This window comes from Ottowia sp. VDI28 (genome assembly GCF_049532675.1).
GTDB lineage: Bacteria > Pseudomonadota > Gammaproteobacteria > Burkholderiales > Burkholderiaceae_C > Ottowia.
In genome coordinates, this window is the sequence record NZ_CP149820.1 from 1,158,453 (window position 1) to 1,173,640 (window position 15,188).

The window sequence follows — 15,188 nt, forward strand, 5'->3', positions numbered from 1 at the left end:
GAACCTAGGTTGAAAGCTACCTATGTCCCATGCTCCCACTGTCAGTCTGATTGGCGCGCCGACCGATATCGGCGCCAGCGTGCTGGGGGCTCGCATGGGGCCGGAGGCACTGCGGGTCGCCGGGCTGGCCGAGGCGCTGGAACGCCGGGGTTGGCGCGTGGCCGATATTGGCAACCTGTCCGGGCCGTCCAATCCCTGCCTGCCGCCGGAGCACGGTTTCCGGCATCTGCCTCAGGTGGTGGCCTGGAACCAAGCTGTGCATGAAGCCGTGCACGGCCAACTGAAGATGGGGCGCCTGCCAGCGCTGCTGGGCGGCGATCATTGTCTGGCGGTCGGGTCCATTAGTGCCGTGGCCCGGCATTGCCGTGCCCAGGGCCGCAAGTTGCGTGTACTCTGGCTCGACGCCCATGCCGATTTCAATACTGCCGCCCTGACACCCAGCGGCAACCTGCACGGCATGCCCGTGGCATGCCTGATGGGGCAGGGGCCTGCGGAACTGGTCGGCCTGGGGGGCTTCAGCGCCGAGCAGCCGGCGCTGAAGCCCAAGGAGTTGCGGCAGATCGGCATCCGCAGCGTGGATGAGGGCGAAAAACGCCTGGTGCACGAGGCCGGTATCGAGGTGTTCGATATGCGCTTCATCGACGAGATGGGCATGCGCCATGCCATGGAGCTGGCCCTGGCGGGAGTGGCCGAGCACACCCATGTGCATGTGAGCCTGGATGTGGATTTTCTCGATCCGGACATCGCACCAGGGGTTGGCACCACCGTGCGCGGGGGCCCCACCTACCGCGAGGCGCAACTGTGCATGGAAATGGTGGCTGACACCGGCCGCCTCGGCTCGCTCGACATCGTCGAACTCAATCCCGCGCTGGATGTGCGTAACCAGACGGCGGAACTGGCGGTGGATCTGGTGGAAAGCCTTTTCGGAAAAAGCACGCTGATGCGCCAGAGGGGGTAGGTAGGATCCGGCGCGCTCAACAGCCGTTCAGATTGAAAAACTCAGTTGATTTCGCGCAGTAGCTCCATGATCCCCGTCCAGAGAATCTGCACCCCGATACAGAGCAGGATGAAGGCCGACAGGCGCAAGAACACCACCAGGCCCACTTCGCCCAGGGGGCGCAGCAGGCGGCCGGCATAGCGGTAGGTCAGCAGCACCAGCAAGCCGGTGACCAGCATGGCGGCGACGCCGCCGCCGAAGTTGGCCAGGGAATCGGACCAGCGCTGGCTGTGCAGTGCAGCGCCCACCGTGATCGCGGCGGAGATGCCCCCCGGGCCGCAGGTCAGGGGGAAAGCCATGGGATAGAACGCCTGGATACGCACGTTCTCCTGTGTCAGCGTTTCGGCCATCTCGGCCTTGTGGTCGTTCGTTATCTGCGGCGCATACAGCATGTTCCAGGCGGTAAAGGCCACGATCAAGCCGCCGGCCACACGGACAATGGGCAGCGAAACACCAAAGAAATCAAGCACGTAGGTGCCGATCAGCATGGCCCCCGTCAGCATGAGCGCCACGTTCAAACCCACGCGCCGGGCCAGCATGGCACGCGTGGGCCGGTCGAGCCCTTGCGTCAGGTTGACGAACACCGGCGCCGAAGCGGGCGGATTCACGATCGGCAGTACTGCCGCCAGGGCGAACAGGAAGCTCTTGCCGAAGGCCAGGGCGAGTGCGGGGATTTCCATGTTGTCAAAGTATGGCGGCGCTGCATGATAAGCTGAGTTTGAACGAGCTTACAAAGGTTTTGCTCTGCCGGACTTCACCGGTGGGGCGGCCTTGTGAGTCCTGCTTATTTTCTGATGGAGGCCTTCATGCCAGCCTTGTTGCCCAATATCGATCCCGATGGCCTGCTCGAATTTTCGGTGGTCTACACCGACCGCGCGCTCAATCACATGTCCAAGCGCTTCCAGGGCGTGATGAAGGACATTTCTGCGATCCTGAAAGAGGTTTACGGAGCTGACGGCACAGCCCTGGTGCCGGGCAGCGGCACCTTCGGCATGGAGGCGGTGGCGCGGCAGTTTGGCAACGATCAGAAGGTGCTGATCCTGCGCAACGGCTTTTTCAGCTTCCGCTGGTCCCAGATTCTGGAGATGGGCAAGATCACCGCACCGGAGAACATCACGGTGCTGAAGGCCCGCCGCGTGGGCGAAGGGGCTCAGGCGCCTTGGGTGCCCGCTCCGATCGAGGAAGTGGTCGCCACGATCGCGCGTGTCAAGCCGGCGGTGGTATGCGCGCCGCACGTGGAAACGGCCAGCGGCATGATCCTGCCCGACGACTACATGAAGAAAGTTGCCGAGGCCACCCATGCCGCCGGCGGCTTGTTCGTGCTGGATTGCATTGCTTCGGGCGCGATGTGGGTCGATATGCGGGCCATCGGGGTTGATGTGCTCGTGAGCGCGCCGCAAAAGGGGTGGAGCAGCTCGCCGGCCTGTGCCATGGTGGGCCTGTCCGAGCGCGCGCTCAAGGTGATGGAAGGCACCACGAGTACGAGCTTTGCCTGCGATCTGAAGAAGTGGTATCAGATCATGCAGTCCTACGAAACCGGCAGCCATGCTTACCACGCCACCATGCCGACCATGACGTTGCTGGGCCTGCGCGATGTCATGCAGGAAACGCGCCAATATGGCTTCGACAAGGTGCGCCAGGAGCAGATCGATCTCGGCCGCAAGGTGCGTGAACTGTTCGAAAGCCGGGGCTTCCCCAGCGTAGCGGCCGAGGGCTTCAAGGCGCCCGGCGTGGTGGTCAGCTACACCACGGATCCGGACATCCAGAGTGCCAAGAAATTCATCGCCGCGGGCGTGCAGAGTGCTTCCGGCGTGCCCCTGATGTGCGACGAACCGGCGGATTTCCGCACATTCCGCATTGGCCTGTTCGGTTTGGACAAATGGCACGACGTGGACCGCAGCGTGGGCCATCTGGCCGAGGCCCTGGAGCGCGTCGCGCCAGAGCAGGCGACGGCATGACACAACCCCCGCCCTTAGTCGCTTGCGCGCCTTCCACCGAAGGGGGATGGACCTAGCGGCCTGGCAAAGCCAGCTCCGCGGGTGCCCTGAGACGGCCTGCTCCGCGGCCCTTCGAGCTGTTGTGTTTCATGCGGCGTGGATGGCGCGCTGCGCCGTGGACAAGTGAGGTATCTCATGGATCACCGGAATCCCACACCCGAAGAGGCTCCACCGCGGCCGGATGAGCCGTTGGAGCCACAGAAAGGGCCGCCCGAGGAACCGGTGGTGCCGGGCGAGCCGGAGGTTTGATGTCATCCTGGGACCGCCAAGCTCCAGCTTGGCATGCAGCGTTTGCAGAGCCCCTCGATGCCAAGCTGGAGCTTGGCGGTCCCGGAGGGCGACCTCAGACCAGCAGTGCGTTCACCCTGCGCACATAGGCCGCAGGATCTTCGGGCAAACCGCCTTCAGCCAGCACGGCCTGATCAAGCAAGATGTGCGCCAGGTCCTCGAAGTGCGGGTTGCCTTCGAGCTTCTTGACCAGCGGGTGCTCGGCGTTGATTTCCAGCACGGGCTTGGCATCAGGCAGCTTTTGGCCGGCCTGCTTCAGCATGCGGGCCAACTGCATGCTCATGCCGGCATCCTTGACCACCAGGCAGGCCGGTGAATCTACCAACCGAGTGGTCACGCGCACGTCTTCCACCTGGTCTTTCAGCACGTCCTTCAGGCGTTCCAGCAAGGGCTTGACCGATTCGGCTGCCGCTTCGGCGGCTTTTTTCTCGGCTTCATCCTGTAGATCGCCCAGATCGACCGCGCCCTTGGCCACCGATTGCAACGGCGTGCCGTCAAACTCCTGCATGAACGAGAGCGACCACTCGTCGACCCGGTCGGTCATCAGGAGCACCTCGATGCCCTTTTTCTTGAACACTTCGAGCTGCGGGCTGTTGCGAGCGCCGGACACGGTGTCGGCCGTGATGTAGTAGATGGCCTTCTGGCCGGGCTTCATGCGGGTCTTGTAGTCGGCCAGCGATACGTTGACGGCCTCGCTGGCGGTCGAGGCATAGCGCAAAAGCTTGGCGATGCGTTCGCGGTTGGCGAAATCCTCGCCCAGGCCTTCCTTCAGCACGGCACCGAATTCACGCCAGAAAGTGCTGTACTTGCCTTCGCGGGCGGCGTCTTCGGCGAACTTGGCGGAGGCATCGGCGGCAGTGGGTGCGGCGTTCTTGTCGACCACGTCGGTCACGTCATTGCCTGCCAGCTCGGTGGGCTCGGGCGCGGGCGTGGAGTCGCCTGAGCCCACGTCCACCTTGCCATCGTGGCCGTTTTCGGCGACAGCGGCTTCATGCTGGGTGCCAGGGGCGGTTTCCGCCGAAGCTTCGGTCTTGGCCAGATCCTCCAGCATGGAGAGCACGCGCCGGGTGTTGCCTTCGCGGATGGAGCGTACGTCGCGGCTTTCCTGCAGCAGCTCGCGGCTCACGTTCAGTGGCAGGTCGGCTGAATCCACCACACCCTTGATGAAGCGCAGATAGCGCGGCATGAGCTGCTCGGCGTCGTCCATGATGAACACGCGCTTCACATAGAGCTTCACACCTGCCTTCTTCTCGCGGTCCCAGATGTCCTGCGGCGCGTGGGAGGGGATGTAGAGCAATTGGGTGTACTCGGTGGAGCCTTCCACGCGGTTGAGCGACCAGGCCAGCGGATCTTCCCAATCATGGGCGATCTGCTTGTAGAAATCCTTGAACTGCTCGTCGCTGATGTCTTTCTTGGGGCGTGTCCAGAGCGCGGAAGCCTGGTTCACGGTTTCCCATTCGCCGGTTTTCACCATCTGGCCGGGCTGGCCTTCTTCCTGGGCGTCTTCCCATTTCTCGCCTTCCATCTTGATGGGCAGGCTGATGTGGTCGGAGTATTTGCTGATCAGCTCCTTGAGCCGCCAGCTGTCGGCATACTCCAGCGCATCGTCGCGCAGATGCAGGATCACGCTGGTGCCGCGTTCGGCGCGCGTGATGCTTTCTTCCTCGAACTCACCTGCACCGGTGCTGACCCAGCGCACGCCCTGGTTCTCTGGCAAGCCGGCACGGCGCGATTCCACGGTGATCTTGTCCGCCACGATGAAGCCGGAGTAAAAGCCCACCCCGAACTGGCCGATCAACTGAGAATCCTGCTTCTGGTCGCCCGAGAGGCGCGAGACGAATTCCTTCGTGCCGCTCTTGGCGATGGTGCCCAGGTGCGCGATGGCTTCATCGCGGCTCATGCCGATACCGGTGTCGGTCACTGTCAGCGTCTTGGCGGCCTTGTCGAAGCTGATGCGCACCTCGAGGTTCGGCTGGTTGCCGTAGAGCGCGGGGTCGGCCAGCGCATCGAAGCGGAGCTTGTCGCAGGCGTCGGAGGCATTGGAAATCAGCTCGCGCAGGAAGATTTCCTTGTTGGAATACAGCGAGTGTGTGACGAGGTGCAAAAGCTGTGCAACCTCGGCCTGGAAGGAGTGTTTTTGCTTGCTCATGGGAGAAGGCGTATTGATAAAAAGCAACGCACAGACTGCGCACTCCCTATTTTGGGGCCAGAGCGATGATTTCAAGCTCTCCTGAGCAATAACCGGGACACCCTAGTCCAACGTCACGCCCACGGCCTTCACCAGCGCGCTCCAATCGCTCAGGTCCTGGCGGACGGTGGCGCCGAATTCCTGCGGTGTGTTGACTGGCAGGTCGGGGATATTGAGATCATTCATGCGCTGCACTACCGCCGGGTCCTTGAAGGCGGCGTTGACCGCTTCGTTGACCCGCCTGATGATGTCGGGCGGGGTGCCGGCCGGGGCAAAAAGACCGTACCAGCCGTAGTTCTTGAAAGGAAAGCCCGCCTCGGTCATGGTGGGCACGTTGGGGAGAGAAGGCAAGCGGGAGGGGCCGCTGTAGGCCACCGGCTTGACGCTGCCCGCGCGCACCACGCCCACGGTGCTGGACACGTCGGCAAAGGCCGCATCCACCTGGCCACCCATCAGGTCCTGCACGCAGGGCATGCTGCCCTTGTAGGGGATGTGCGTCATCTTCAGTCCGGCCTGCTTGATCAGGCTTTCCATGGCTAGATGGCCGCCAGAGCCCGCGCCCCAGGAGCAGTAGTTCAGCTTGCCGGGATGCGTCTTCGCATACTCGACGAATTCCTTGAGGTTGTTCACAGGCAGGTTCTTGCGTACCAGCAGCAGATTGCCGGCGCGGCCGATCTGCGCGATGGAAGCGAAATCCTTGAGCGGGTCGAATGGCAGTTTCTTGTAGAGACTGGGGTTGACCACCATCGCCGCGGCGTAGGTGAACAGGAGACGATAGCCGTCAGGCGCGGCGCGGGCTGCCTGCTCCGTGCCCAGGATGCCGTTGGCGCCGGGCCGGTTGTCGATGACGAAAGGCTGGCCTAGCGACTTGCTGAGCGCTTCGCCAAACACGCGGGCCAAGGTGTCCGTGCCACCGGCTGGCGCGGTGGGCACGATGATCGTCACCGGCTTGCTGGGATAGCGGGTGCTGTCTTGCGCCTGGGCGGGAGCGAATGGCAGCATCGCGCTGAAGGCGGCGAACGCCGTGGATGCCAGCGTGGGGCGCCGGATGTGCTTGATCTGCATAGGGAGTCTCCTTGTTTTTGATGGGTCAACTGATGCCGAATCGCGTTTGGGTGCCGTTGTCGATCATCTCGGCGCTGACGCGGTAGAGGTTGCGCGAGACGTAGCTGGGCACTTGGCGTGCGCGCGCGCGCAGCCAGGCCGCCTTCAGCCGGCGTGCCTGCGTGAGTTCCGGCGCATCGCCCGGCGCGATGGCGAGCAAGTCGATCACATGGAGCGCCATCTGCCAGCGGCCGGCGTCGGCGTGGGCGCTCGCGGCGGTGATCAATCCGGCCTTGTCCGTGATGGGGCTGGCCACTGCCTCGCCAATGGCGTCCGGCGCTTCGGGGTGCAGGGAGGTGGGGTTCCGGTCCCACCAGCCGTTTTCGGAACGATAGATGTCACGCACGATGTAGCCGGGGTCGCCGTAGGTGGGCTTCATCCACTCGACACCGAAGAGCTCGTCCGGAAAGCGGATGTCAGCCAGGATCTGGCGCTCGTTCAAACCTTCGTTCATCATGCGGACCACCTCGGCACGCAACCAGCGCAGGGCGCGCGCAGTGTGCGTGAGCACATGCCGGACATCATCCTCGCCTTCGATCGTGGGGCCGAATTCGCGCACGGCCTTGCACGCGCCCAGCGCGGCCAGCGACTCCAGCGTGCCCGCCCAGCGGACCGTATCGCGCAGGGTGCGAAAGGGCGTACCGATATTCGGAATGGAATCCAACAGTGCCGCACCGCCATACAACACGCGCTGCACGGGGCTCCACAATGCGATGGCATCGTCGGTTTCGGAGGGGGCCCACAGCAGTTCGATGCGCTGCTCGCCGCTGCCAATGGTCAGGCGGTCCTCAAAGGTTTCCGCGGGTTCATGCAAACTGAGGCGTTTGTCGAAGAATCCGGCCGGGCGGTTGAACTGGATTTCAGCCATCCGGTTTTGCAGGGGCTGCGTTTCACGGTAGCGCGCATAGCGGCGAGGCACATTGCGGTGCGCGATGACGCGCGGCGGCGGATCGCCCCGCTGCGCGGCATGCGCCAGCCATTGAGGCGCGCCGGAGTTGTAGCCGATATGCCCGTGGCTGTAGCACAGGGCATGCAGCGGGGCATCGCTGAGTTCGCGGACAGCCTCGATCATGCCCTGGGTGATGGAGCCGCCAGGACCGGCGTCGATCACCACGAGGCCGGCATCGGTCTCGGCCACGAAGGACTGGCCCTGGCCTCGCAGGATGTGAAGTCCTGGTGCCACCGTTTCAGTGCCGGTGCCTACAAGCAGGAAGGGCTTTTCGTCGTCATTGCGGGTGCTCATGAGTTCTCCTTGTGTTCATCGTCCGGGCGGGCAAGAGGCGGCCAGGGCTCAGTCCAACTGCGCCTGCAGCGGCGGAATGCGCCAGCTTCGTACGCCCTCGCGCGGGTAGTACATGCGCAGGATCAGATAGAAGCGGCCTGCCGGCGTGGGCAGCCAATTGGCGCCGTTCGCCGGGCGGGCATGGCTGAGCGTGATTTCCAGGCTGCCGTCGGCTGCGCGCCGCAGGCCTGGCGTGCGGTCGCCAATGGCGTGGCGCCGGATCTCATTGGGGTAGAGGAAGCGGTCGCTGTCGTACAGCGTGACGGACCAGAAGGCGTCGGCGGGCGGCATGTCGTCCGCTTCAAAGCGCATGATGTAGCGCTGGTGGTCACCCAGGGGCTTGTGGGCGGCATCATAGTGCGCGGCGGCGTAGACGGCCTCGCTGGTAGCCAGGGCCCCTAACCCGAGATAGGCGGTGCGTGCGCGGCCCAGGAATTCACTGCCGTAGCGGCCAGTGGCAGGGGTCATGGCCCAGGGTTGGGGGCGGTGGTTGCGGCCGATGGCCGCCACGGCGCGCACGCCTTCCGCGAAGCCTTCGATCAGTCCCGAGCGCAAAGGCTCTTCCAGAGCCTCCCAGGAGAAGGCGCGGTCCGCCTTCAGCCCGGCCTGGCCGAACCAGGCCACCAGGCCGCGGTCTTCCACGCGGCCCGGCGCCTCCGCGAGCGCATGGCAGAAATTGCTGAAGAAGGCCGGCGCTACCTGCGCGGCCGGTTCACCGTTTTCGAAAGCGGCGGCCATGGCATCCACGGTGTTTCCTGCCCACTGCTCGATAGCCGACGGGCGGCCGCCCAGCACGGTTCCCGGCGCGGGTTCCAGCAGGATGTCGGATTGCAGCGCGCGCGCGGCTGGCCAGTCGCTCTCATCTCCCGCCAGAATTCGGCCGATCAGCCAGACGAGATTCGTAGGGCATTGCACCACGCGATACTGAAGGAGGGCATCGGGGACGATGCCTCCGGGGCCAAGCAATACCACGGTTTCGCCTTCGGGCTTGCAGTTGCGCGGACCCAGGTTCTCGAAGTTTTCGGTATAGGCGTCATACAACGGCAGCACGAAATAGCGCCCGAGATGGCGCGCAGACGAGGGAACGGTGAGCAGCATCGGGCCTTGAGTGAGATCCAGCCATGCCATCGTGTAGAGAAGATCGTTGGCGGGTGTCACCACGTCGCGGTCTTCATGGGTCGATGGACGCGGTGCGTGGTGCAGGGTGTTCATGGGGGCGCGCACGTCGGAGCCTGCCGAGGCGCCGGGGCGGCGCTGTGCGCGCGGTGCCGTCTGCATGGCGCAGGTGCGGTAGATCTCGGTCAGCGGATAGCCGTAGACGAAGGCGGCCATGCCGATGGAGCGGGCCAGGGCGCGCTGGGCTTCGGCTCGTGAGAAGGTGTTTGAAGTCATAGGGTGGAGTTCCTGAAAGCAGCCTCAGTCCAGCGTCACGCCGGTGGCCTTGGTCAGCTTGAACATGACGGGGAGATAGGCTGTGTAGGCAGCCGCGGCTTCGCCGGGCGTGTTGCCTATGGGGTCGGCGCCCAGTTCCTCGATGCGGCGTCTCACGGCAGGTTCATGCAGAACGGCGGCTACCTCGCGGCCCAGCCGCTCGACGATGGCATCCGGCGTCTTCGCCGGCGCCATCAGCGAAATGGGCGCCGTGACCATGTAGATCTCGTCCTTGTAGCCCTGCTCGGCGAAAGTGGGCACATGGGGCAGCATCCTGGAGCGGGTCGGGCCGGCCATGGCCAGAGCGTGCAGCTTTCCAGAGGTGATATGGGGCAGCAGCGTGGTGACCGATCCGATGGTCATCTGGATCACGCCGCTCATCAGGTCCACGGCCATGGGCGCTTCGCCCTTGTAGGCGACGTGCATGGTCTTCAGGCCATAGGCCTTGTCCATGTACACCTGAGCCTGGTGCGGCTGGGTGCCTGGCCCCCAGGAGCCCATCGCGTACTTGCCCGGCGCGGCCTGGATGGCCGCGATCAGTTCCTTGAAGTTGCGCACCGGCACGGAGGGCGTTACTGCCAGCACCGTACGGGGGAGCGCAATGTCAGAGACCATGCGCAGATCGGTGCGCGGGTCATAGGGCAGATTCTTGTACAGCGCCAGGTTGGCCGTGATGGGGCCTGGCACTGTCAGCAAGAGCGTATAGCCGTCGGGTGTGCTCTTGGCCACATAGTCCGTGCCGATGATGCCGCCGGCGCCGCTCCGGTTGTCGACCAGTACGGGCTGGTGCAGCCGTTCGGCCAAACCTTGGGAGACGATCCGGGCCATGGTGTCGGCCGAGCCGCCGGCCTGGTACTGCACGACCAGGCGGATCGGCTTGTCGGGATAGCCGTTCTGGGCATGGGCGGGGCTGGCAGCCATGCCGAGGGCAGTGAAGGCGCAGGCGGCAGCGATGTCTATCGGTGAAGAGGGCATGGATGAATTTCCTTGGTGTGTTCGGGCCCGAAGTCCCGGTCAGGTGAGAGCGGTTGTTCCTTCCTTGGGCCGGGGTCGGCCGACGACCAGCGCATCTGCCGCCAGGCAGCCTCCCTGCTCGCGCGGGCGGGCGATCAAGGGGTTGATTTCCACGCTGTCGAGCGTGTCGCCAGCCGCCAGGGCGAAGCGTGCCAGGGCGCAGAGCGCATCGGCGATGGCGCCAAGGTCGGCGGCTGGACGGCCGCGGGCACCGGCCAGGATGGGAAAGGCGCGCAACTCGCGCACCATGGAGAGGGCTTCCTCGTGCGTGACAGGCAGCACGCGCAGGGAGACGTCGCGCAGGGTTTCGACGTGAATGCCACCCAGACCGAACATGAGGACAGGGCCGAATACCGGATCGTGCCGTACGCCAGCGATGCACTCCACACCGCCGTGCACCATGCTGGCGACCATCGCACCTTCCAGGCAGGCGCCAGGCCGTGCGGCGAGCGCGTTGGCTTGCGTCTCCTCGAAGGCGGCGCGTACAGCCTCCGCTCCTGCAATGTCCAGCACCACGCCGCCCACGTCAGATTTGTGGGGAATGTCGGCGCTCACCACTTTCACCGCGACCGCGCAGTCCAATTGCCGCGCCGCATCAGCGGCTTCCTTGGCGCTTCGCGCCAGATAGTGCGGTACTACCGGTACCCCAGCTTGGGCCAGCAGCTTGAGCGCGGCGGGCTCACTGAGCGTGCCGGCAGGCAAGACGATAGCGTGGGACGTGGCCGTGACGGCGTGGCCGGCATGTTCCTCGGAGGCAGGCTGCTTTGCCAGCGCGGCCAAGGTGCGGATGCCTTCGGAGGGATCTTCGAATACCAGGCAATGCATGGCTTCGAGCTCGGCACGGCGCTGGGGCGAGAGCAGCGTGCTCAAGGCCAGCACCGTGTCCGGAAAGGCGGCGCGCAAGGATCCGACCAACTGCTGCAGTATCGGCCAGGAGGTATCGGATGTCCCGGCGGCGGCCAGGAAACCCATCCAGGAATCGAAGCCCTGGTCTTCCAGCATGACGCGCGCGCTGCGTTCCAGCAGAGACATGTCGTTGGTCACCTGAGCTGTGATGTCCACAGGATTGCGTGGCGCCGAGAAAGGCACCCATTCCCGCAGTTGCGCTTGAGCCGCGTCAGTGAGGGCGGGGACTTCCAACCCGTGCGAGGCCGCGTCGTCGGCCATCATCGCGCCGACTCCGCCGGAAACCGTGAACAGGCCGATGCGGCGCCCGCGAGGCCGGCCGGCCACTCCTGCGCTGTGGGCCAGATCGAAAAACTCCCTCACGGTGCGCGCGCGTATGACGCCGTAGCGGCGTAGTACGGCGTCATACACGGCGTCGTCGCCGGCCAGCGCGGCAGTATGCGAGGCCGCGGCTTGAGCGCCCAGTTCGGTGCGGCCGATCTTGACCATGATCACCGGCTTACCGTTGGCCTGCGCCAGAGCCAGTGCGGCGCGCAGGCGGGGGCCATCGCGGCAGCCTTCCATGTAAGCCATGATCACATCGGTCTCGTCATCCTGTGCCAGCCAAGCGAGGCAGTCCGCCAGTTGCACCTCGGCCTCGTTGCCGGTGGTGACCCAGGTGGAGAAGCCCACGCCGCGCGCATGAGCCAGCGCATAGGCGTAGACCCCGAAGGCGCCTGACTGGCTCACCAGGCCAATGCGCCCGGGTTTGACCCGGATGGCGCTGGCGACGGGGGCGAAGGTGGCATAAATGTGTCGCTGGAGGTTCATGATCCCGAGGCAATTCGGGCCCACCAGGCGCAGCCCGGCCTCGCGTACACGCTGGCTGAGACGCTCCTGTGCCAGGATGCCCTCGCCGCCCACCTCCGCGAAGCCGGCGGAAAACAGCACGACGCTTCGGGCTTTGGCGGCGATGGCGTCCTCGATGGCCCCATGTACGGCAGCCGCCGGCACGGCCAGGATGGCCAGGTCTACGGGCTCCCCGATAGCCTGGAGGCTGGCATGCGCGCGTAAACCCTGGACCTCCGATGCGGTGGGGTTGACCGCATGCAAAGTGCCGCCAAAGCCGAAGCGCAGCGCATAGTCAATCGGGATGCCTCCGATCTTCTGGGGGTTCGAGGACGCGCCCACCACGGCAATGGAGCGAGGCGAGAAGAGGGCGGACAGATCGTCCAACTTGAAATCGAAGTCGTTCATGACAGGGGGCGGTGTAGTGAGCGCTCAGGCGGTGTACCGAAGCCATCAGCGCTCTACGTTAAGAAGAACGCTCGCCGAAATCTGTCAATCGGTGTACAAATTCGGCCAGATGTCTACGCGCTCCCCTGACCCCAAGCCTTCTCAGTCACTTCCGCGACGCATGCAATGCCCTGCGGGGACGCGTGACGAGGAACTGATCGAGCGTGCACTGAGTTGGAGCGAGCTCTTCGCGCAGTGGCCCGATGCAAGGCGCCGCGCGCTCGTGAAGTCCGCCCTTCTGGAGCGCCATCGCAAGGGCGCATTGGTGATGGGGAACGGACCCAAGTGGCGTTACATGCTTCTGGTGGTCTCGGGCAGCGTGGAGATTGGCAGCCTGAGTGAGGGCGGGCGCAAGTATCTCAACGCCTTGCTAGGGCCGGGCCAGGTGGCCCCGTTGGTACGCTTGATGGAAGATCAGCCGCTGGGCTACGAATACCACGCGCATGAGGATTCAGTGGTGATCCGTCTGCCGGTCGATGCGGTGGTGGCAGAACTCGATGCCGAGCCTATTCTTTGGCGCGAGGTGGCCCGGCTGGCATTGCATCGCCAGCGGGTCAGCATCACGATGCTGCAAGGCCTCACGTTGGGGACAGTGCGCCGCCGCGTGGCGGCCACGCTGATCAACCTGGCCGAGTTTTACGGCACCCCGCAGGACTCGGGGCTGGATCTGCGCGTCAGTTTGCCCCAGCAGGACTTCGCGGCCCTGTTGGGGCTGTCGCGCCAGACGGTCAACAAGCAGTTGCGCATGCTGGCCGATCTCGGCGTGATAGAGATGAGCTACAAGCGCCTGGTGTTGCGCGACGTCCTGGCGCTCTCGCGGTTTGCATCAGAGGACTAGTGTCCTGAATTGCAAGTTCGTTGAATAAATCTACCGAGAATCAACACCATGCGGCGTTGCAAAGCCTCGCGATACCACTCGGTATCGCTGCGTTTTGCGCCTTGCCTGATGTCGATTTCGGCAGATTTATTTATCAACGAACTTGCAACTCAGGACACTAGGGGATACGCGTCAGATCGTGGTTCTGTGCTCAGAACAGCTCGCCCTGACCGAGATAGCGCCACTGCCCTACCGGAAGCTGGCCCAGCACCACCCGCCCGATGCGCACGCGCTTCAGGCCGATCACCTTCAGGCCAACCAGTTCGCACATGCGGCGGATCTGCCGTTTCTTGCCTTCGCGCAGCACGATGCGCAGCTGTTCTTCGTTCTGCCAACTCACCTTGGCGGGTTTGAGGGGCTGGTTGTCCAGATGAAGGCCATGGCGAAGCAGCGCCAGCTTCTCTGGCGGCACGCGTGCCTGCGTGTTCTGCGGCTGCGCTTCGGGCGCATCGAGCAAGGTCACGCGCACGAGGTATTCCTTTTCTATTTCGGAATCCTGCCCGATCAGGTGGCGGGCGATGCGCCCGTCCTGCGTCAGGACCAGCAGGCCGACGGAATCGATGTCGAGCCGGCCCGCAGGTGCCAGGCCGCGCAGTTGGTGGGGCCCGAAGCGGATCTTCGAGCGGTCTTCGCGCCAATGGCTTTGCGCGCCGATCAGGCTGGCGGCTGGGGCATGGCCATCTTCAGCCTGGCCGCTCACGTAGCCTACTGGTTTGTTCAGCAGGATGGTCACGCGCTCGGCCTGCTCGCCTTCGGCCTGCTTGGCCACGGTGATGCGGTCTTGCGGCGACACTTGCTGGCCCATGCGCGCCACTTCGCCGTTCACGCGTACCCACCCACGTTCGATCCAGGCGTCGGCCTCGCGCCGCGACGCCAGGCCGAGTTCGGCCATGCGCTTGTTCAGCCGGGAGGTGGCGGCGGCTGGGGCGGCGTCCGGCGCGGGAGCGGGCGCGCGGCGGAAACGGGGTGGTTCGGACATGGGGTGACTATTGAATGAATAGCGTCAACGGTTTCGTCATTCCCGCGCAGGCGGGAATGACGAGACTTGAAGCGAAGCATCTATTCTAAGAAACCGCTCGGCGGCCTCAGCGGTTCATTCCGATCCCCAGGCGCGCAGAGCCGCCAGATCGAGGATGCGCAGGCCGCCGTACTCCACGCGAATCGCGCCGTGCGCATCCAGGGCGCGAAGGGCCTCGTTCACGCGTTGGCGCGACAAACCCACGAGGTAGGCCAGTTCTTGCTGGGTGATGCGCAGCAATTCACCCACCCCTGGAAACAGCACCGGGTTGACCAGTGCCGCCAGGTTGAGTGCCACGCGTATTTCGGGGTTGCGGCTGCGATCGGCCTCGCGTGCGCCAATGAACTGGGCCAGGCGCTCGTTGAGCTGGTTCATCACGAAGCGGTTGAAGCCGAGGGAATGGTCCAGCAGCCAGTGAAAGGTGTCCACCGGCAGGCCCGCCACCAGGCTTTGGCGCAGGGCCTGCACGTTGTAGCGGTAGGACTCCCGCTTGAGCGCGGTGCCCTCGCCGAACCAGCCACCGGGCGAGAGGCCGGAGTAGGTCATGGTGTGCCCCTGCGCGGTGTCGGTGGTCATCTTGAGCAGGCCATCGATCACGCCGAACCAGTAGGTCGCAGGCCGGCCCACGCGGAAGATCAGATCGCCCGGCTGCGCTTCGGTCACGCGAAGCTCTGATACCACGAGTTCGGCCTCTTCAGGTTTGAGGTGAGAAAGCCATGGCACACCGGTCAGCTCCTGCGGTGTCAGCAGCCGGCGGCGGTCGTGCAAGGAAGGTGGACGCATAAAAAAGCTAAGGGAAATACCCTAGTCA

General features: G+C 64.6%; 12 protein-coding genes. 3 read left to right on the top strand and 9 right to left on the bottom strand.

What is annotated here, in order from left to right; all coding sequences use genetic code 11:
• The first annotated feature begins 22 nt into the window (after window positions 1-22).
• Window positions 23-958 (top strand): arginase, encoded by a 936-nt coding sequence (gene rocF, locus WJU18_RS05405; protein ID WP_423459104.1) that lies wholly within the window; start codon window positions 23-25, stop codon window positions 956-958.
• A gap of 41 nt (window positions 959-999) precedes the next feature.
• Here the strand turns inward: rocF and WJU18_RS05410 are convergent, their stop codons facing one another.
• Window positions 1,000-1,677, bottom strand: a complete 678-nt coding sequence (locus tag WJU18_RS05410) for a MarC family protein (protein WP_423459105.1) — start codon at window positions 1,675-1,677, stop codon at window positions 1,000-1,002.
• 126 nt (window positions 1,678-1,803) lie between these two features.
• Here WJU18_RS05410 and WJU18_RS05415 point away from each other — a divergent pair, with 126 nt between their 5' ends.
• On the top strand, window positions 1,804-2,955 hold the full coding sequence (locus tag WJU18_RS05415) for an aminotransferase class V-fold PLP-dependent enzyme (protein ID WP_423459106.1): 1,152 nt from the start codon (window positions 1,804-1,806) through the stop codon (window positions 2,953-2,955).
• A gap of 382 nt (window positions 2,956-3,337) precedes the next feature.
• Here WJU18_RS05415 and htpG read toward each other — a convergent pair whose 3' ends face one another.
• The 6 genes from htpG to WJU18_RS05445 form a co-directional block, all read right to left on the bottom strand.
• Window positions 3,338-5,431, bottom strand: coding sequence for a molecular chaperone HtpG (htpG, locus tag WJU18_RS05420; RefSeq protein WP_423459107.1), 2,094 nt, complete (start codon window positions 5,429-5,431; stop codon window positions 3,338-3,340).
• A 102-nt stretch (window positions 5,432-5,533) separates the two neighbouring features.
• A complete protein-coding gene (locus tag WJU18_RS05425; RefSeq protein ID WP_423459108.1) occupies window positions 5,534-6,535 on the bottom strand; it encodes a Bug family tripartite tricarboxylate transporter substrate binding protein in 1,002 nt (333 codons plus the stop codon).
• Between the two features lie 25 nt (window positions 6,536-6,560).
• Window positions 6,561-7,817 (bottom strand): alkyl sulfatase dimerization domain-containing protein, encoded by a 1,257-nt coding sequence (locus WJU18_RS05430; protein ID WP_423459109.1) that lies wholly within the window; start codon window positions 7,815-7,817, stop codon window positions 6,561-6,563.
• A 48-nt stretch (window positions 7,818-7,865) separates the two neighbouring features.
• A complete protein-coding gene (locus WJU18_RS05435; RefSeq protein ID WP_423459110.1) occupies window positions 7,866-9,248 on the bottom strand; it encodes a DUF1254 domain-containing protein in 1,383 nt (460 codons plus the stop codon).
• A 24-nt stretch (window positions 9,249-9,272) separates the two neighbouring features.
• On the bottom strand, window positions 9,273-10,262 hold the full coding sequence (locus WJU18_RS05440; RefSeq protein ID WP_423459111.1) for a Bug family tripartite tricarboxylate transporter substrate binding protein: 990 nt from the start codon (window positions 10,260-10,262) through the stop codon (window positions 9,273-9,275).
• 39 nt (window positions 10,263-10,301) lie between these two features.
• On the bottom strand, window positions 10,302-12,443 hold the full coding sequence (locus WJU18_RS05445; protein WP_423459112.1) for an acetate--CoA ligase family protein: 2,142 nt from the start codon (window positions 12,441-12,443) through the stop codon (window positions 10,302-10,304).
• A gap of 160 nt (window positions 12,444-12,603) precedes the next feature.
• Between WJU18_RS05445 and WJU18_RS05450 the strand changes: the two genes are divergently transcribed.
• Window positions 12,604-13,320: a Crp/Fnr family transcriptional regulator gene (locus WJU18_RS05450; RefSeq protein WP_423459113.1), complete on the top strand. Its 717-nt coding sequence runs from the start codon at window positions 12,604-12,606 to the stop codon at window positions 13,318-13,320.
• A 190-nt stretch (window positions 13,321-13,510) separates the two neighbouring features.
• On the opposite strand, the gene WJU18_RS05455 is transcribed toward WJU18_RS05450, so the two are convergent.
• Window positions 13,511-14,338, bottom strand: a complete 828-nt coding sequence (locus WJU18_RS05455; RefSeq protein WP_423459114.1) for a pseudouridine synthase — start codon at window positions 14,336-14,338, stop codon at window positions 13,511-13,513.
• Window positions 14,339-14,452: 114 nt separating this feature from the next.
• Window positions 14,453-15,160, bottom strand: coding sequence for a Crp/Fnr family transcriptional regulator (locus WJU18_RS05460; RefSeq protein WP_423459115.1), 708 nt, complete (start codon window positions 15,158-15,160; stop codon window positions 14,453-14,455).
• Window positions 15,161-15,188: the final 28 nt, after the last annotated feature.